We start from the raw sequence: 18,221 nt of genomic DNA on the forward strand, positions 1-18,221 counted from the left end.
ACACGAACCGCGTTCAGCACGCCCAGGGGCGCAACCGGCCGGCCGGTTGCGCCCCTGGGGTGATCACTTCACCTGCGTGAGCCTCGGTGAGGCTTGCTCGGGCTTACTCGACGACCTTCAGCAGCTTGTTCGGCGTGCCGTCGCCCGGGTTGGAGATCTTGTCGGCGGTCGCGCCGTCCGTCAGCGCCTTCGCCACGTCGGCCGGCTTGGCGTCCTGGTGGCCGCTGAGGTAGACGGCGGCGGCGCCCACGACGTGCGGGGTGGCCATCGACGTACCGGAGATGGTGTTGGTCGCGCCGTCGTCGGTGTTCCAGTCGGAGGTGATGTCCGAGCCGGGGGCGTAGATGTCGACCACGTCACCGTAGTTGGAGAAGTCGGACTGCTCGTCCTGGTCGGTGCTGGAGGCGACCGTGATCGCGTCCTTCACCCGGGCGGGAGAGCTCTGGCTGGCGTCGGAGGACTCGTTGCCCGCCGCGACGGCGAAGGTGACACCGGAGTCGATGGCCTTCTGCACGGCGGCGTCGAGGGCCTCGTCGGGGGTGCCGCCCAGGCTCATGTTGGCGACGGACGGGCCCTCGTGGTTCTCGGTGACCCAGTCGATGCCCGCGACGACCTGCTCGGTGGTGCCCGAGCCCTGGTCGTCCAGCACGCGCACCGCGACGACCTTGGCCTTCTTGGCGACGCCGTGCTCGGCTCCGGCGATGGTGCCGGCCACGTGGGTGCCGTGGCCGTTGCCGTCGTCGGCGCTGTCGTCGTTGTCGACCGCGTCGAAGCCGGACGTGGCCCGGCCCTCGAAGTCCTTGTGGCTGGTGCGGACACCGGTGTCGATGACGTAGGCGGTGACGCCCTCACCCGCGCTGTCCGGGTAGTTGTACGCCTTGTCGCCCTCGGTGTCTTCCTGGTCGATCCGGTCCAGGCCCCACGACGGCGGGTTCTCCTGGGTGCCCTTGACCGTGTAGCGGTGGTTCTGGACCACCTTGGCGACCGACGGGTCGGCGGCCAGCCGCTTGGCCTCGGTGTCGCTCAGCCCGCTGGCAGAGAAGCCGTTGATGGCGGAGTCGTAGGAGCGGCTGAGCTTGCCGCCGTACTCCTGGGCGAGGTCCTTGCCCTCGGCGGCGGCCTTGACGGTCTTGCCGCCCTTGAGCATGACGATGTAGCTGCCGTCGACGGCGCTCTTCGACTGGGTGCCGTAGACGGTGCCCTCGGCGGGCTTCGCGGTGGTGGCCCCGGCCGGAACGGCCACGAAGACACCGGCGGTGACGGCGGTGGCGGCGGCTACGGCGAGGCCGAGTCGACGCGCGTTGCGCTGCTTGTGAACTGCCATGACGAGGGTTCCTCCTCGTGCGGTTGTGGGGGGTAATCCGCACCCCGGATCGCGTCCGATCCCTCAAGTGCGGCAGGACCGGAGTGGGTTGGGGCCACGCCGGTTCTCACACGACCCTGACTGATGAGTACGGGTCAATTCAAGATCCCCGCCGATATCCCCGACGATGTGTGACATAGGCAACGTTCCGCGCTTCGACCGCTCCCCGACCTCGAGGTCAACGCCCTTTGCGTGTAAGGGGCTCGCATCAGGGAGGGTAGGGCTGTCCCCCCTTCCTCGGATGGAGGGAACCACCGGAGGGTTCACCGGTCAGCAGGATGGGGCGGCCCGCCGCCGCGCCCTAGCGTCATCCATGAGTGGCGGGGACGTTCCGCCACCAGGGCATAAGGGGATGTCGTGGCGGACACAGGCCGCTTGGAGAGGCCGCGCGGGATAGCCGCTCGCGCGGGCAGTTGGAGCGCCCGTCACCGGTGGGCGGCGGTCGGGGGCTGGGTGCTGCTGGTCATCCTCGCCCTGGCCGTCGGCTCGATGACGGGCCGGGTGGATGTGACGGACAGCGAGCAGGTTCCCGGCGAGTCCGGGCGCGTCTCGACGATTCTCGACGAGGCGGGCATTGACGCCGCAGCCGGGGAAACCGTGCTGATCCAGGCGAAGGGCGGCGGGCTCACCGCGAACGACCCGGCCTTCCACAAGGCGGTCGACGCGGTGATCGCCGGCGTACGCGACACCGGCCGGGTGACCGCCCTCCGGTCCCCGTACGAGACGAAGACCATCTCCGCCGACCGGCGCTCCGCCCTCGTGCAGTTCGAGATGCGCGGCGATCCGGAGAAGGCGTCCGAGCACATCCAGCCGGTCCTGGACGCGGTGGGCAAGGCCCAGGACCGCCACCAGGACCTGCGGATCGAGGAGTTCGGCGACGCCAGCGGCCAGAAGGCGTTCGACGACGCGTTCGGCGACGACTTCACCCAGGCCGAGTTCTCCGCGCTGCCGGTGGCCCTGGGCATTCTGCTGATCGTCTTCGGTGCGCTGGTGGCCGCGCTGCTGCCGGTCGTGCTCGCGATGACGGCGTTCCTGGCCACCACCGGTCTGGTGGCGGTGGTGAGCCACTGGGTGCATATGAGCGACACCGCCAACTCCGTGATGCTGCTGGTGGGGTTGGCCGTCGGCGTCGACTACTGCCTGTTCTACCTGCGCCGGGAGCGTGAGGAGCGCGCCGCCGGACGGGATGCGCAGACCGCGTTGCGGATCGCGGCGGCCACCTCCGGCCGCGCCGTCCTGGTCTCGGGTGTCACGGTGATCGTCGCGATGGCGGGCATGCTCTTCACCGGGATCGCGGAGTTCAAGGCGATGGGGCTGGCCACCTTGATGGTGGTGGCGGTGGCGATGGTCGGCTCGGTGACGGTGCTGCCCGCGCTGCTCTCGCTGCTCGGTGAGCGGGTGGAGAAGGGCCGGTTGCCGTTCCTGGCCCGCGCCAGGCGGCGCGGCGGCAGCGAGAGCCGGGTCTGGCGCACCGTCCTCGGCCCGGTGCTGCGCCGCCCCAAGCTGTCGCTGGCCCTCGCCAGTGGCGCACTGATCGCGCTGGCCGTCCCCGCCGTGGGGATGAACACCGCGAACCTCACCATGGACCAGGAGTTCGGCGACCGGCTGCCGGTCGTGACCGCGTACAACCACATCGACGAGGCGTTCCCGGGCGGGTCCGACCCGGCGAAGGCCGTGGTGAAGGCGGACGACATCGACGCGGCGCCGGTGCGCGACGCCCTCGCCCGGTTCCGTACCGAGGCCGTGGCGAAGGGCGCCTCCAGGGGCCCGGTCGAGGTGACCGTCCACCGGAAGCAGAACGTGGCCGTGGTGGAGGTCCCGCTGATCGGTGGCTCGGACGAGGACAAGGCCGAGCGGAGCCTGAACGTGCTGCGGGACGAGGTGCGCCCGGCGACGCTCGGCACGGTGGACGGGGTGGACGCCCCCATCGGCGGTTCGACCGCCTCCTCCAAGGACTTCAACGACAAGCTCGGCTCGGCCGTCCCCCCGGTCTTCGCCTTCGTGGTGGTCTTCGCCTTCCTGCTGATGCTGATGTCCTTCCGGTCGCTCACCATCGCCGTGACCTCCATCGTGCTCAACCTGCTGTCGGTGGGCGCCGCGTACGGCATCCTCACCGCGGTCTTCCAGCACGGCTGGGGCGCGGGTCTGGTCGGCGCGGAGGGCGTGGGCGCGATCGTCTCGTGGCTGCCGTTGTTCCTCTTCGTGATCCTGTTCGGGCTGAGCATGGACTACCACGTCTTCGTGGTCTCCCGGATCCGCGAGGCGCGCCTGGCCGGGCGCAACACCAAGGACGCGGTGGTGCACGGCGTGGTCACCACGGCGGGCGTGGTCACCAGCGCCGCCGTCATCATGGTCGCGGTCTTCTCCATCTTCGGAACGCTGTCGATGCAGTCCATGAAGCAGATGGGCGTGGGCCTCGCGGCCGCGGTCCTCATCGACGCCACCGTCATCCGGGGGGTGCTCCTCCCGGCCGCGATGCTGCTGCTCGGCGAGCGCAACTGGTACCTGCCGAAGTGGCTGCGGTGGCTCCCGGACCTCGCCCATGACGAGCCCGCCCCGGCCCAGCGGCCCACCACCCTGGTGGCTGCCCCCGCAGGGCCGGACGCGGACGACCGGCCCCGGCACGCCAGGGTCTGACCGCTCCGGGCACCCGCACACCCGCCAACCGGTCACATGGTCTTCGGACCATGTGGCCGGTTCGGCGTATCCGGCGTGCGGGTGGGGGGGTGGAAAAGGCGTTGCGGGGGGTCACGCCGGTCCCTACGGTGCGGGGATACGGCGGAGAACCGCATACGCGTCGTTTCGCGTACGCGCGCACGGAAGGAGCACACCGATGGGCGGCAGTCCCGGCATCGGCGTGTTCACCCGCGTCAACACCCGCGGCTGTGCCGGGGTGGCGTGTGCGCGCGTCTCGCCTTCGCTTACCCGCCGCCCGCGGCGCGGCCCCGGTGCCCTGGCCGGCCCGGACGCGCCCGGTGTCTCCATGAGTCTGTGAGCGGCCCGAGCCGCTGACTCGCCCGGTTTCCGATCGCACTCGCGGTGAGCCGATTCCTCGCTGTGAGCTGATCCCTTACCAACACGCGCCCTCGGCCAGGGCCCCCGCCAGTCCAGGAATCACTCGTTCCGGGACGGGCGGCAGGGCCCGTTTCCGCGCTGCTGCCGCCCGCCCGGCTCCGAAAGGACCGTGGCCGTGGCCCGCAATCGACATCAACCCCACATCCCACACCGCACCGAACGCGACCGCGCGAGGCGCGCGTACGGGCAGAACTTCCTCGTCGACCCGGGCGCCGTCGCCCGCGTCGTACACGCCGCCCGCCCCGGGCCCGGCGATCTCCTGGTGGAGGTCGGCGCGGGCAAGGGGGTGCTCACCGAGGCGCTGGCGCCGCGCTGCCGTGACCTGATCAGCTATGAGATCGACCGGCATCTGATCCCGGGGCTGCGGGAGCGGCTCGCCCGGTATCCGCGGGTCCGGGTCGTGCACCAGGACTTCCTGGACGCGGAACCGCCACGCGAGCCGTTCGCGCTGGTCGGCAACGTGCCCTACGCCCGTACCGCCGAGATCGTGGCCTGGGCGCTGCGGGCGGTGCCCCATCTGACCTCCGCGACCCTGCTCACGCAGGCGGAGTACGCCCGTAAGCGCACCGGGGACTACGGCCGATGGTCCCTGCTGACCGTACGGTCCTGGCCGGAGGTCGAGTGGCGGCTGTGCGGGCGGGTGGCGCGTGCCGCCTTCCGGCCGGTGCCCGCGGTCGACGGCGGGATCGTGCGGCTGACCCGGCGGCCGCGCCCGCTGCTCACCGACCCGGCGGCCCGGTCCGCCTACGCGGACCTGGTCGAGCTGGGCTTCACCGGCCTCGGCGGCTCGCTCCACGCGTCACTGCGCCGCAGCTGTCCCGCCCGCGCACTCGACCGGGCGTTCCGAGCGGCCGGGCTGGGGCGGGACGTGGTGGTGGCGTATGTGTCGCCGGAGCAGTGGCTGTTCCTCGCTCAGGAGTTGAGCGGGGTGGTGGCGCGAAGGGGATCCGCCGTTTCGAAGGAGTCGATGGTGCGGGTGAAGTCCCGGGTGGACAGCAGCAACTTGTAGATGATGGCCAGCTCGAAGACGAGCAGCAGCGCACCCGATACGACGGTCGTCGCGACCACCGCGTCGACGGCCGGGCCGATGATGAACACACCCATCTGGAACTCGATGCCGCTGATGAGATGAGCGCGGATGCGGTGGCGCAGCAGGAAGTTCCGGCACCGGACCCACCACGGGAAGCGGCGCCGGAACTCCTGGTGCAGATCGACGACGGCGGGGCGGCTGCGCTGGGCCGCCGTGGCCTCCAGGGGCGCCATGTCAGCCGCCGTGGTCTCCAGGGGCGCCACCGGCTCCAACGGAGCCACCGTGTCACGGTCCGTCTCCAGATCGGCTTCGGGGTTCTCCCGCAGCAGGTCCTCCATGAAGGCCAGCTCGGCCTGGTTCTCGGCCTTGCGGGCCGCCCGCATCCGGGCCTTGATCTGCTTGCGCATCCCATGCCGGATCTTGAAGATCTCCAGCGAGTCGATGTAGCGCAGCGAGTCCAGGGACGCGACGGCCAGCGCGAGCCACAGATACAGGACGTCGTCGGTGCGCGCGTACTGGCCGCCCATCAGGGCGACCGAGCAGACCAGCACCCGGATCCGGTCGAAGACGAAGTCCAGCCAGGCCCCGAAGACCGAGCCGGTGCCGGTCAGCCGGGCCAGCTTGCCGTCCATGCAGTCGAAGATGAAGCTCACGTGGTAGAGCACAGCCCCGAGCAGCAGCCATCTCCAGTCGCCCTGAGCGAAGCACGCGGCGGAGCCGAGGCCCACCAGGAACGCACCCCAGGTGAGCTGGTTGGGGGTGGCCCGGGTGTGCCTGGCGGTCCAGCGGACCAGCGGTGTGGCCACCGGGTCCACGAGCATGACGGTCCACCACGCGTCTCGCTTCTTCTCGGTGATCCGGCGGACCTCGGCGAGCGGCGGTATGTCTCGGGGCATGGGAAATCTTCCTGGCGTTCGAAAGGAGTTCATCTGAAGCTAAGAAGCCGTTAAGAGAAGAGACAAGATGAGGCAAGGACAACCTTTGCCGAGGGGTAACGGTCTGCTAGGGGGACCGGGTCCATGGCACGGCCAGGTGCGCCGGACGGCGAGGCCGACACGGCAACCGACCGGCGGGTGGCGATTCCCAACTCCGGGAGGGATTCCTACCGCTGGGAGCAGGCCCTGCCGCTGGTGGCGGCTCCTACCGCTGGGCGCGTCCTACCGCTGGTGGCACGTCCTACCGCTGGTAGCGGGCGAGCACCAGATTGCCGTCCTCGACCAGCCGCTCCCGTAGCTCCCCCATCCCGATCGCCCCGCTGTAGAACTCCTGCAGCGCCGGGGTGGCCACCTTGTCCTTCCACTCCGGATAGCCGCGCACGGACTGGGCGGGCGCCGGGCGCAGCCGTCCGGCCAGGGCGGCGCCGGTGGCCCAGCCGTGCCGGCGGGTGTGCAGGGCGGGGTCTCGCAGCGCGGTCAGGCCCGTGGGGAGCATCCAGTCGCCGCGGGCGAGCCGCACCATATGCGGTGGGCGCAGGAAGAAGTCGATGAAGCGGGCCGCCTCCTTCTGGTACGGGCTGTCGGCGGCGATGGACAGCGTCTGGGGGCTGACCCCCTGCCGCTGGTCGCCGCCGGGCCCGGCCGGGGACGGCAGTACGGTCCAGGCGAACCCCTTGGGCGCCTGCTGCACGATCTGCTGGCGGTAGGAGAAGCCGAGGGGCACCATCGCGTACTTCCCGCCGAAGAAGCCGGGGAGGGTGTCCGAGCCGCCCATGCCGAGGGTGGTCCGTGCGGCGCTGCGGTCGCCGCCCAGCTGGTCGTGGATGACGCGGGGCACCCGCTGGTCGGCGGCGTCGAACCGGACGGTGACCTTGCCGTCCGCGCCCCGGTGGAAGACCTTGCCGCCGGTGGACAGGGAGAGGTTGAGGGTCGCGGAGACGGGCTCCTTGAGCGGCCAGGCCACGCCGTGGGTCCCGTCGCGGGTCAACTCCTTGGCGGCGTCCTCGAACTCGGCCCAGCTCCAGGGCCGTTCGGGGGTGGGGATCCGCACCCGGGACCGCTCCAGCAGGGCGCGGTTGGCGATGAGCACGCGCGGCTCCTGGAGGAACGGCACACCGTGGACGGCACCGCCGAAGGTGGCGGTCTGCCAGGTCCGGGGCGGGATCTCGTCCTTGAGCCGCTGGGGCAGCAGGTCGGTGAGATCGGCGAGATAGCCGCCGTAGGCGAAGTCGGCGAGGTCGTCGGTGGCGTCATGGATGATGTCGGGCGCCTCACCGCCCTCGAAGGAGGTGAGCAGTTGGTCGTGGACGCTGTCCCAGCTGCCCTGGACGTAGTCGACCCGGATGTCGGGATGGGCCGCGTTCCATTCCGCCACCAGTTGCTTGTTCGCCTCGATGGATTCCTGCTGCCAGGCCAGGGACTGGAAGCGGAGGGTGATCCGGCCGTCGGACGCCCGCCGCCGTCCGGGCGCGCAGGCGGAGAGCAGGGTCCCGGCGGCGGACAGCGTTCCGGCGGCGGACCCGGCCAGCAGCGTTCGGCGGCGCATCAGTGCTTCACCGCCCCGGCCAGGGTGCCGCTGGTGATCCGGCGCTGGATGACCGCGAACAGCACGAGCGAGGGCAGCGTCGCCAGCAGTGAGGCGGCGGCGAGCGGGCCGAGGTCGGCGACGCCCTCGGTGCCGATGAAGTGCGTGAGGATGACCGGCATCGTCTGTTTCTGCGGGGACTTGAGCAGGACGAGCGCGAAGAAGAACTCGTTCCAGGCGGTGATGAAGGCGAAGAGGGCGGTGGCCACGATGCCGGGGGCCAGCAGCGGCATGGTCACCGAGATCAGCGTCCGCAGTCTGCTCGCGCCGTCCACGGCCGCGGCCTCCTCCAGCTCGCGCGGTACGGCCCGGGCGTACCCGGCCAGCATCCACAGGGCGAACGGCAGGGACCACACCACGTACACCATGATCAGCCCGGAGAGGGAGTCGATCAGGCGGACCTCCTTGAGCACCAGGAACAGCGGGATGATCACCAGGACGAAGGGGAACGCCTGGCTGACCACGATCCAGCCGGTGGCCGCACGGGACAGCGGGGAGCGGTGGTGCCGGGCCATCACATAGGCCATCGGGGTGGCGATGACGACGGTGATGGCCGCGGCGGCGAGGGAGGCGATCAGGCTGTTCCCGGCGGACCGCAGCAGCGGCTGCTCGTCGAACGCCTGACGGAAGTTGTCGAGGGTGGGATGGTCGGGGATCCAGCCGGGGTGGAGGCTCGCCAGCTCACGCGGCGGTTTGAACGCGGTGGAGACCAGCCACAGCAGCGGGAAGGCGAGGAAGACCAGATAGCCGAGGAGGGCGAGGTACTGGCCGGTGCGGGCCGCGCGGCGCCGGGCGGTGGGGCCGCGACGCACGGCGGTGGGGCGGGGACTCCTGGTGGTGAGGCGAGGACTCCTGGCGCTGGGGCGGGTGCTCATGCGTCGTCGTCTCCCTTCAGCCGGGCGACGAGATGGACGGCCAGCAGGATGGAGACCACCGCCACCAGCACACAGCCCATCGCCGCCGCATAGCCGAACTGGCCGTAGCGGAACGCCTCTTCATAGGCGAAGAGCATCGGCAGCCGGGTGCGGCCGCCGGGTCCACCGCCCGTCAGGACGTAGACCAGCGCGAAGGAGTTGACGTTCCAGATGAAGCTGAGCGCACTGATGGCGAGGGCGATGGGCCTGATGGCGGGCCAGGTGACGGTGCGGAAGCGGCGCCAGGCGCCGGCGCCGTCCATGGCCGCGGCCTCGTGCAGTTCGCGCGGCACATTGGAGAGACCGGCCAGCAGGGTGACCGTGACCTGCGGAAGGCGTGCCCAGATGCCGACCACGACGACGGCGGGCAGGGCGGTGGACAGACTGCCGAGCCAGTCGCGGTGGGTGCCGAGCGTCTCGTTGAGCAGCCCCGCGTCGGGGTGGTAGACCAGCCGCCACATGATGCCGACCACGACCTCCGGCATCGCCCAGGGAACGATCGCGAGCGCCCGCGACAGCCAGCGGAACCGCAGGTTCTGATTGAGCAGCAGCGCGAGCCCGAGCGCGAGCAGGAACTGCGGCACGGAGACGGCGACCGCCCACACCAGGCCGATCCGGAAGGACTCCCAGAAGAGGGTGTCGCGCAGCAGGTCCTGGAAGTTGAGCAGCCCGATCCACTGGGTGGGGTCGGTGCGGCCCGCCTGCGAGTCGGTGAAGGCGAGCGCGATGCCGTAGAGCAGCGGGCCGACGCTGAGCAGGAGGATCGGGATCAGGGCGGGCAGCACCAGGAACCACGCCCTGTGGCCGTTCCCCGCGCGCCCCTGGCCCTTGCCGGGGGCGGTGGACGGGGGTGGGGCGGAGCCCTGGTCCGAGCGCGCCGAGGCGGCGGTCACGGGTATCACGGCAGGGCCTCCTTCGGACGCGGTGGGAGGGCGGTCCGGTGGGAGAGCCCACGTCATCGTGCGGAGGGCGGGCGGTGCAGTCAAGCGGTTCACCTGCGGTAGCCGATGCGAGACTTGGGCGGGGGCTGGAGGAGGACCGCGACGTGGACGGGCGGGACGACGAGGAGTGAGGGGTGTGGCGGTGGCGGATGTCGCCTTGACGGAGGAACGGGCGCGGGCGGTGCTCTCGGCCGCGCTGCCGCCCTACCGGGCCGGTACGGCGGAGGCCCGGCTGCTGGCCCTCGGGGAGAACGCCGTCTTCGCCGTCGACAGCCTCTCCCTGGTGGTCCGGATCAGCCGCGATCTGGAGGTGTGGGACCGGGCCGCCCGGGAGCTGCGGATCGCCGACTGGCTCGCCCGGGAGGGAGTCCCCGCGGTACGTCCCGACCGGCGCTTCGGCTCCGAGCAGCCGCTTCCGTTCGCCAACCACCTCGTCACGTACTGGCAGCGGCTTCCCGACCCCGTACGCCCCGCCGGGCCGCGCGATCTCGCGGAGCTGCTGCGGATGGTGCACGCGCTGCCCGACCCGCCCGCCGATCCGGCACCGCTCCCGCTGCCGCGCCGCGATCTGCTGGGCGGGATCGAGCGCTGGCTGCGACTGGCCGGGGACGCGATCGATCCGGCGGACGCGGCGTATCTGCGCGCCCGCCGGGACGACTTCGCGACCGGCGTCGAGGAGCTGACCCCACGGCTCACCCCCGGCCCGATCCACGGCGACGCGCTGCCGCGCAATGTGCACATCGGACCGGACGGCCCGGTACTGATGGACCTGGAGACCTTCTCGCACGATCTGCGCGAGCACGACCTGGTGGTGATGGCGCTGTCCCGGGACCGCTATGGGCTCGGCGCGGAGGCGTACGACGCGTTCGCGGCGGAGTACGGCTGGGACGTCCGGGAGTGGCCCGGCTGCGCGGTGCTGCGCGGCGCCCGGGAGACCGCCAGCTGCGCCTGGGTCGCCCAGCACGCCCCGGGCAACCCGGCGGCGCGCGCCGAGTTCACCCGCCGCATCGCCTCCCTGCGGGAGGACGACCCGACGGTGCGCTGGCACACGTTCTGAACGAACGGCTCCGGTTCAGGGGCCACCTTGCGCCGCACCACGCACACACACCACGCACCACGCCAACTGACCCGCCGCGCGGCCCGCGCCTTGGGGTGTCCGGCGGGCTGCTCCCCTCCCCGCCCCTTCCCGTTACCAGGGGCTCCGCCCCTGGACCCCGGGGTCTGGGGCGCAGCCCCGGTGCGGGGTCTGGGCGCAGCCCCAGTTTCGGGATGGGGCGGGGAGGGGAGCAGCCCGCCGCAGGCGGCACGACCCACCGGCACCCCCGGCCGGGACGAACGGGTTGGCCCCGGGTGCCGCCAACCGAGCCCCGGCCGTCCCCACACGGACGGGCGGCCCGACGGACTCGCCGTGCGGCGTTCCCTCAGGCCCTCCACCCCGGGTCGCGGCCGCTCAAGGCGATCGCGCGGTCCAGCAGCGGGGCGTCGTCCGGGACGGAGACCATGGGGCCGAACGCGCCGTCCGGGCGCTGCTCGTCCGGAAACGCCGACAGCCACCCGATGATGGCCTCGGCGCTGCGGGGGTCGCAGTCGTAGGGCTGGCCGGTGGCGCGGGCGAGGTCCCAGCCGTGGATCAGCAGCTCGTCCAGCGCCACGACGCCCATCATCTGGGCGGGCATGGTGACACCCCCGGCCTCCGTGGTGCCCTGCCAGGCGGACGGCTCGCGCCAGGCCGCGGTCAGCGCGTCGAGCCGGCGCGGCAGCTCCTGCCGCCACTCGGGGTCAAGACGGTCCGCCGCCCCCTGCCCGGGGGCGGGGGCATCCGGGCCCGCCGTGGCCGTGGTCTTCTCGGCGGCGTGGCGCATGCCGATGGCGAGCCCCATGAAGTGGTCGAGCAGATCTCCCACGGAGTAGGTGCCACACGGTGTGGGCGCGCTGAGCTGCTCGTCCGAGACGCCGCTGAGCAGCGCCGTCACCCGGTGGGCGGTGGGCCCGAAGTCGATCATGGTGGTCTGGTCGTCGGTCACGGTCGTTCTCTCCTCGTTCGAGTCCGTGGTGCCCCTCATCCATACGGACCGGCCGGCCGCCGGAAACTCATCGGTGCGGCGCGCTCCGCTCTCCCCCGGGCGGGCCGCCACCCCACCACCCCCGCTACCCCACCACCGCACCCGCCTCCCGCAGGGGCCAGCCGCCGTCCACGACCGCGTCCGGGGTGCCCTTGCGACGCAGCCACGACTGGAAGTCGGCCGCCCAGCCCGCGTACCACCCCACCTGCTTGCGGTGGAGGTCCCACAGCTCGAGCCCGGCGACCTCGCGGTGGCGCTCGGCGAGCGCGCACGCGACCCGCACCGCCGCCAGCGCGTCCGCACCAGCGTCATGGGCGCGGTCGTGCACCACCCCGTACTCCCCGCAGACCGCCTCCAGCGTGCGCTTGCCCTTGCGATAGCGGTCGACGGCGCGGTCTATCGTGTACGGATCCACCACGGGGCCGGTCTCCGCGCCCTCCAACCGCTCGCTCAGCGGGCGCAGCCCGTGCCGCTCCAACTCGGCGGCGAGCAGGCTGAGATCGAACGCCTTATCCACGCACGACCGTGTCTCACGATCTCCGTCGTCGTTGATCGGCCAGGGGGTGCGATCAGATGGAGATCTTCTTCACCGACCCGGGAGCGTTGGAAGCGGCCGGGGTCACCGATGCACAGAGGGCGCTCGAACGGCACGGGTTGCATGCCGGTGCGCCGTTCATCCTCAGCGAGGATGGCAGCTACGACGTACACCTGAACCGCTTCCTGTGGTCCTTGCCCACCCTCGGGGTGAGGTCAGCGAACTCCTGGCGGGCGTACGCTCTCGATCTGCTGACGTGGGGGCGGTTCCTCCACGAGCATCGCGGCAAGACCGTCTGGCAAGCCGACCGTGACGACGTGACGGCCTTCCACCAGGCCCGGCGGGTCTCTCCCGACCCGACACAGGTTGTCTCAGCCTCGACCTGGAACCGGGGCGTCGCCGCCTTGGACAAGTTCTACACATGGGCCGTGGACGAGGCCCTGATCGAGCGGACGCCGTTCAAGTACTACGAGAGCTCACGGCGCACCGGCTCCGGACAGCAGGTGCGAGTCCGCAACAACCGTGCAGCAGAGAAGGCCGCCAAGCGCGGAAACGTGAAGTTCCTGTCTGTCGCCCGTTACGCGGCCTTCCGCGATGTCGGATTGCGCGGACAACTGCCGACCAAAGCCGCCGATTTATCCTTCCACGGCCGTAACTCGGAGCGGAACGTCGTCATGGCGGAGCTGCTGGTCACCACAGGCTTGCGTATCGAGGAGGCCGCGTCGCTCTGCTGGCCGGAACTCCCCACTCTGGACAGCCAGAGGGGTATGAAGAGTGTGCCGTTCGACCTGGCGCCGCCGACCGCCAAACGGGACAAGGGACGCAGAGTCCTGCTGCCGAACCGTGTCCTCCGTGCGGTGGCCGACTACGTAGAGATCGAGCGTTCCCTGATGCTCGACCGCTGGCGCGCCCGAGGCTGCCCGCTGCCGGCCGGTGCGGTGCTCGGAAGTCAAGCCGACCGGCGGGGTGTGCGGATGCCCTCGAAGGACGGCCGGCTCCGAAAAGTTCCCTGGTCACGTGTGCCGCCAGCGGTCCGCTCCCGGCTCTACCTCGTTGACGAGCAGGGCCATCCCGTCGGGCCGGCGTGCGTATGGCTGGGCCAGGAAGCTCGGCCTGTGTCCCTGTCGGCCTGGGAGTCCGTCTTCGTGCGGGCCTCGGAGAGATGCCGTACGTACGAGATCGACGTCGCCGCCACACCCCATGTACTCAGGCACACCTTCGCCGTGCATCTACTGTCTGCGCTGATCCATGAACAGATCGGCTCGGTTGAGAGGCATGAGGTGGCCGACGGCGTCTACCGCCGGATCATTGGCGACCCGCTCGATCACTTGCGCCGCCTGCTGGGGCACTCCTCGATCACCACGACGTACATCTACCTCGACTGCACCGACCAGGCTCAGGCATTGATCGATGGTGCGGTGGACGCCTGGACGTCCGAGGTCGCGGACACGGCGACTCAGGTGTCGCAGACACAGGGAGCGAGCGCGTGGTAACCCGGGGACGACGTCGGGCTCGGTTGAACGCACCCGTGCTCCAGACCGTTGACCAGACTCCAACCACGCTCGGACTCCTGAAGATCGAGGTCACGTTCTCGGACGACCGGATGGCTGTCGTGGACTGGACCCACGAGCCGCAGCAGCGGTTGCTGCGCGCACTGGGTGCCGAGCTGGCGGTGTCATGCACCGTAGGCCAGGGGACTGGATCCCCACATACTCTCCGGAATCGCGCACGCTCTTGCCTGGAATGGGCACGCTGGCTGGACTCCACGGAAGGCGTGGAACTGCGAGTGAATGACCTCCTCCCGCGTCACCTCGACGGGTTCGAGAGCCACCTTCGAGAGAGGCATCCGGAGTCTTCCAGGACGCCTTACTCACGTATCGCCGACATCGTTTGGATCTTGCGCCGCCTCAGCGACAAGGAATCCGGCTTGTCTGCAGCCATGCTCCGGCGGCTCTCCCATACCTCTGCCGGTCCGGTGGGCTCGTACACACCTCGTGACGCCTATTCACCGCACATCGTCGAGCAGTTGCGCACTGCTGCACGTTCCGATGTCGACGATGCAGTTCGGCGCCTGACGCTTGACGGGCCGACACTCCTGGCACAGGGGCAGGATCCACGGATGGCGGGTTGGAACTCCGACGCCAATGTGCTGTGGGAGATCCACCGGAGCCAAGGAACATTCACACGGCAGCAGCTTGCCCAACTGGTCGGCACGGCGCTGGCTGATGCGCATACTCCCGGCCGTCTCGCACCGTTGGTGTATCCGACCAGCCGCGACCTGTTCGCCCTGCTTCTTCTGTTCTGCCTCGAAAGCGGCATGGAGGTGGAAGCGGCCAGAGAGTTGACCTCCGACTGCCTGAAGAATCCCAACCGGGGCTATGTACAGGTCGAATACCTCAAGCGGCGTCGGCACGGCAAGGAGTGGAACACGATGCGGGTGCGGGACGGCTCGTCCAACTCGCCCGGCGGGCTGCTGCGCTTGGCCCTGCGGATCACTGCCCCTGTCAGAGAGGCCACGGGCTCATCGGCGCTGTGGCAGTTCCGGACGAAGGACGGGATTCTGTCCGCCGGCTTCAGCGCTGGATCTGCGTCGAGCGTGGCGCGGAGCTTCGTGTCGACACACCGGCTCACTGACGGGGGAAAACCCGTCGACTTGCGCCTTTCCCGGCTTCGCAAGACGTACAAGGCAGCTGTCTACAAGGTAACCGGCGGGAGGATGTCGGCGTTCGTGCAGGGGCATTCACCGGACATCGCCGCAGCGCACTACGCAGACATCCCCTCGTTGCGCAATCTGCACGAACAGGCCGTGGCAGACGGCCTGCAGGACGCACTCGCTGACGCCCAGACTCCCGTGGTGCTGACGCCAGAGGAGGAAGAGAGGCTCACACAACATCCTGCGGACGCATGGGAGTCACTCGGCGTTTCCGCCGAGGAGCTGCCGCCACTTCTGTCCGGCGAATCCGACCTGTGGTTGTCGTCCTGTCGCAGCTTCTTCGACTCGCCTTTCGGCATCAAGGGCAAGGCATGTCCCGTCTCCTTCTTCTCTTGTCTGGGGTGCAGCAACGCCGTGATCACCCGAAGGAAACTCCCAGCCATCCTGGCCTTCCTCAACCACATTGAGGCTGAACGGGCCAAGACGCCCGCAGCGGAGTGGGCAGCGCGCTTTGGCAAGGTTCACCATCAGATTCTGCAACTGATCGTCCCGCGGTTCAGCAAGGGCGACGTGCTCAGCGCCAAGGCAATCGCCGAGTCTTCCGAGCCTCTGCTGTTCCTGCCCCACAACCTACTGGGAGGCCACTGATGCCCGCCCAGCCACTACCACTTGGCCATGGTGCCAACCGCCCTGCCGACACGACACCGGTTCTGTCCGGACGACCTCTCGCCGCCGATCCATCCCTCATGCCGCAATTCGGGGACCGTTTCTGGGATCTCGCGGTCGCCGGGCACGCGGGGAACCGCTACGCCAGCGAGTTCTTCATCGACTTCGAGTCACTCAGTGATGCCACCCGGCGCGAGGCCGCGCGCGAGTTTCTCTTCTGGAGACTCAACACACACCCGGTTCGTGGTGCGCTTCCTTCCATCTCGACAGTGGCGGCGGAGTGGTGGAATCTGCGGTGTTTCTTCCGGTTTCTCGACACCGAACACGCTGGGATTCGCCTGGACACCATGACACAGCCGGTTCTCGATTCCTATCTGCTTCACTGCCACGGCGAAGAACTGATGCCGAGCAGTCTGCGCCATCGCCTCCAGGTCATCCCACGCCTCCACCTCGCGGCAGAGGGCATGCCATCGGACGCGTTGGAGATCAATCCGTGGAACGGCCGCCCCCTCTCCCGCATCATCGGCGGCCCGGCGGTGAGTAGACACGAAAACCAGACTCCCCGGATCCCACCCAGGGTCATCGCCCCGCTGGTACAGGCCGCCCTGTTCTACGTACATACCGCAGCACCGGACATCATCAGTGCACGCGCCGAATTGACGGAACTGCAGGCCTCTGTCAGCGAGATCCACGGACTGTCTCTCGCACGGCTGGACCGCTATCTCGACAGTCTTGCGGCAGGCGGGCGCGGGGTCCCGGTTCTGGACGGCACCGGTCTCCAACCGCACCTGGCCGGTTCACCCGCCTACACGTACATCATGCGCAAGTCGAGGGCGGGGCGGGATATAGCAGGCGGCTCCTACGATGACCACATCGTCAGGGCACTGGAGCGGCTCGGACCTGAGCCTGGCGGCATGGACACACCCATCACTCCGCATCCGCAGACCGGGCGCCCCTGGCGGGACAGGTTCAGTCCTCCCGCAGTCCCCCATGAGGAACGGCTCCTGCGAGCCGCCTGCTACATCCTCATCGCCTATCTGTCCGGAATGCGCGACTCCGAGGTCAAGGAACTCCGAGACGGCTGTCACTTCACCGAACGGAGTACGGACGGCGTCGTCGTCAGGCACAAAGTGCGATCGCAACTCGTCAAGGGCGGGCGAGGGGCGCCGGAGAGCTGGGTGGTCATCGAGCCCGTCGCGCAGGCCATCGAAGTCCTGGAATGCCTGCCCCACCGTGACCTGCTGTTCTGCCGACCGGTCGCTGGTCGCCCGTACTCGACGATCTCCGCCAACCGGATGAATGAGAACCTCAACGCGTTCCGGGCACACTGCGCGGACATCGGCTTTCCAGTACCCGATGTCGACGGAGAGCCGTGGAATCTCACAACGCGCCAGTTCCGCAGAACCGTGGCATGGCACATCGCTCACCGTCCGTACGGAACCGTCGCGGGGATGGTCCAGTACAAGCACCTCTCCGTAGCCATGTTCGAGGGCTACGCAGGGACTTCGCCCTCCGGTTTCCGCGCGGAAGTCGCCGCCGAAGAGGCCCTGGCCCGCTTGGCCGACATCGTGGAACGCTACGACGACTTCAAGGCCGGGGTGCGCTCGACCGCTCCAGGGGGTGCACGGACCGACAACGAGTTTGCCCGCGTACAGGAGGAATTGCAGGACTTTCCCGGCAGAGTGGTCGATGAGCGGCGCCTCCACGCCATGCTCAAGGCCTCGGCGCACACTCTGCACGTCGGGACTCTGAACGACTGCTACTACCAACCTGAAACCGCCCTGTGCCGAACCGCAGGCACTGAGGACCGGCCCTTGCTCAACAATTGCCGTCCCGAGCGCTGTGCGAACTCGACCATCACGACCCGTCATCGCCCAGCGTGGGAAGCGGCACGCAGCGACACCGAGCGTGCGTTGACCTTCGTCGGGCTCTCCGATCTCCAGCGCACGGCTCTGCGAGGGCACACGAGCGACATCATCAGAGTGATCGAGGGAGTCGACCGTGCCCACAGCTGAACCCATCGAAGCAGCCCTCGAGGCGGCGTCCGAGCGTCTGCTCCGCGGAGAGCCCACCCGTAGTGACGGTTCCCTCACCGTCGCCTCACTCGCCGTTGAAGCCGACGTCAGCAGAGCCAGCGCCTACCGCTACCCCCATGTTCTGGCGAAGTTCCGAAACCTCGTAGCCGAACGAGAAGACGCAGCCACACCCTTAGCGTCCCTCCGGCAGGAGGTCCAGTCTCTGAAAGCAGCCGAGCGTGGGCTTCGCCAGGAGCACACGCGCGAGGTGCGGGAGCTCCGGTCCTCCATCAACGTCCTCGCACAGCAGGTTCAGTTCCTCACGCTCGAGAACCAGCGCCTCTCTCAAGCCTCAAGCCATCATGACCGGGTTACCCGCATCGACCGACGTTGAGCTGGCCCAGAACCATCCACAGCACATGTTGTAAAGGAATCTTTCTAAAGAT

14 protein-coding genes and 1 pseudogene are annotated in these 18,221 nt (G+C 69.5%); 8 read left to right on the forward strand and 7 right to left on the reverse strand.

The window, feature by feature from the left end; all coding sequences use genetic code 11:
* Positions 1–103 precede the first annotated feature (103 nt).
* Positions 104–1,324 (reverse strand): S8 family peptidase, encoded by a 1,221-nt coding sequence (locus tag ACFYOY_RS22930; RefSeq protein WP_388589160.1) that lies wholly within the window; start codon positions 1,322–1,324, stop codon positions 104–106.
* A gap of 396 nt (positions 1,325–1,720) precedes the next feature.
* On the opposite strand from ACFYOY_RS22930, the gene ACFYOY_RS22935 reads away from it, so the two are divergent.
* The 3 genes from ACFYOY_RS22935 (at position 1,721) to erm (ending at position 5,447) form a co-directional block, all read left to right on the forward strand.
* Entirely contained in the window at positions 1,721–4,000 is a 2,280-nt protein-coding gene (locus tag ACFYOY_RS22935; protein ID WP_388589163.1) for an MMPL family transporter, read from the forward strand.
* A 196-nt stretch (positions 4,001–4,196) separates the two neighbouring features.
* Complete coding sequence (locus ACFYOY_RS22940; RefSeq protein WP_351878842.1) at positions 4,197–4,358, forward strand: hypothetical protein; 162 nt, start codon at positions 4,197–4,199, stop codon at positions 4,356–4,358.
* A 222-nt stretch (positions 4,359–4,580) separates the two neighbouring features.
* A complete protein-coding gene (erm, locus tag ACFYOY_RS22945; protein ID WP_388589236.1) occupies positions 4,581–5,447 on the forward strand; it encodes an ErmE/ErmH/ErmO/ErmR family 23S rRNA (adenine(2058)-N(6))-methyltransferase in 867 nt (288 codons plus the stop codon).
* On the opposite strand, the gene ACFYOY_RS22950 is transcribed toward erm, so the two are convergent.
* The 4 genes from ACFYOY_RS22950 to ACFYOY_RS22965 all read right to left on the reverse strand — a co-directional run bounded on the left by ACFYOY_RS22950 (position 5,351) and on the right by ACFYOY_RS22965 (position 9,804).
* The gene (locus tag ACFYOY_RS22950; RefSeq protein ID WP_351878848.1) at positions 5,351–6,364 is read right to left on the reverse strand and encodes a CDP-alcohol phosphatidyltransferase family protein; all 1,014 of its coding nucleotides are present in this window, start codon (positions 6,362–6,364) and stop codon (positions 5,351–5,353) included. The two genes, erm and ACFYOY_RS22950, sit on opposite strands and share 97 nt — an antisense overlap.
* Positions 6,365–6,644: 280 nt before the next feature.
* Positions 6,645–7,949 (reverse strand): extracellular solute-binding protein, encoded by a 1,305-nt coding sequence (locus ACFYOY_RS22955; protein ID WP_351878851.1) that lies wholly within the window; start codon positions 7,947–7,949, stop codon positions 6,645–6,647.
* A complete protein-coding gene (locus tag ACFYOY_RS22960; RefSeq protein WP_351878854.1) occupies positions 7,949–8,863 on the reverse strand; it encodes a carbohydrate ABC transporter permease in 915 nt (304 codons plus the stop codon). Before ACFYOY_RS22960 ends, ACFYOY_RS22955 begins: the two co-directional genes overlap by 1 nt.
* On the reverse strand, positions 8,860–9,804 hold the full coding sequence (locus ACFYOY_RS22965) for a sugar ABC transporter permease (RefSeq protein WP_351878857.1): 945 nt from the start codon (positions 9,802–9,804) through the stop codon (positions 8,860–8,862). The genes ACFYOY_RS22960 and ACFYOY_RS22965 overlap by 4 nt, the downstream gene beginning before the upstream one ends.
* Positions 9,805–10,000: 196 nt before the next feature.
* Between ACFYOY_RS22965 and ACFYOY_RS22970 the strand changes: the two genes are divergently transcribed.
* Positions 10,001–10,900 carry an aminoglycoside phosphotransferase family protein gene (locus ACFYOY_RS22970; RefSeq protein WP_351879552.1) on the forward strand — a complete coding sequence of 300 codons (900 nt, stop codon included), beginning with the start codon at positions 10,001–10,003 and terminating at the stop codon, positions 10,898–10,900.
* 364 nt (positions 10,901–11,264) lie between these two features.
* On the opposite strand, the gene ACFYOY_RS22975 is transcribed toward ACFYOY_RS22970, so the two are convergent.
* Together ACFYOY_RS22975 and ACFYOY_RS22980 are read right to left on the reverse strand one after the other, a co-directional pair.
* Complete coding sequence (locus ACFYOY_RS22975) at positions 11,265–11,867, reverse strand: TIGR03086 family metal-binding protein (RefSeq protein WP_351878860.1); 603 nt, start codon at positions 11,865–11,867, stop codon at positions 11,265–11,267.
* 124 nt (positions 11,868–11,991) lie between these two features.
* Positions 11,992–12,414 (reverse strand): annotated as a pseudogene (locus tag ACFYOY_RS22980) (3'-5' exonuclease); the annotation flags it as partial.
* Between the two features lie 65 nt (positions 12,415–12,479).
* On the opposite strand from ACFYOY_RS22980, the gene ACFYOY_RS22985 reads away from it, so the two are divergent.
* The 4 genes from ACFYOY_RS22985 to ACFYOY_RS23000 all read left to right on the forward strand — a co-directional run bounded on the left by ACFYOY_RS22985 (position 12,480) and on the right by ACFYOY_RS23000 (position 18,169).
* Positions 12,480–13,934 (forward strand): tyrosine-type recombinase/integrase, encoded by a 1,455-nt coding sequence (locus ACFYOY_RS22985; RefSeq protein ID WP_388589168.1) that lies wholly within the window; start codon positions 12,480–12,482, stop codon positions 13,932–13,934.
* 35 nt (positions 13,935–13,969) lie between these two features.
* Complete coding sequence (locus tag ACFYOY_RS22990) at positions 13,970–15,742, forward strand: hypothetical protein (protein WP_351878866.1); 1,773 nt, start codon at positions 13,970–13,972, stop codon at positions 15,740–15,742.
* 98 nt (positions 15,743–15,840) lie between these two features.
* The gene (locus ACFYOY_RS22995; protein ID WP_388589171.1) at positions 15,841–17,775 is read left to right on the forward strand and encodes a hypothetical protein; all 1,935 of its coding nucleotides are present in this window, start codon (positions 15,841–15,843) and stop codon (positions 17,773–17,775) included.
* Positions 17,762–18,169 (forward strand): hypothetical protein, encoded by a 408-nt coding sequence (locus ACFYOY_RS23000; RefSeq protein ID WP_351878871.1) that lies wholly within the window; start codon positions 17,762–17,764, stop codon positions 18,167–18,169. The genes ACFYOY_RS22995 and ACFYOY_RS23000 overlap by 14 nt, the downstream gene beginning before the upstream one ends.
* The last annotated feature ends 52 nt before the right edge of the window (positions 18,170–18,221 follow it).

Source organism: Streptomyces sp. NPDC007875 (assembly GCF_042868035.1).
In the GTDB taxonomy this organism is placed as follows: Bacteria; Actinomycetota; Actinomycetes; order Streptomycetales; family Streptomycetaceae; genus Streptomyces; species Streptomyces antimycoticus.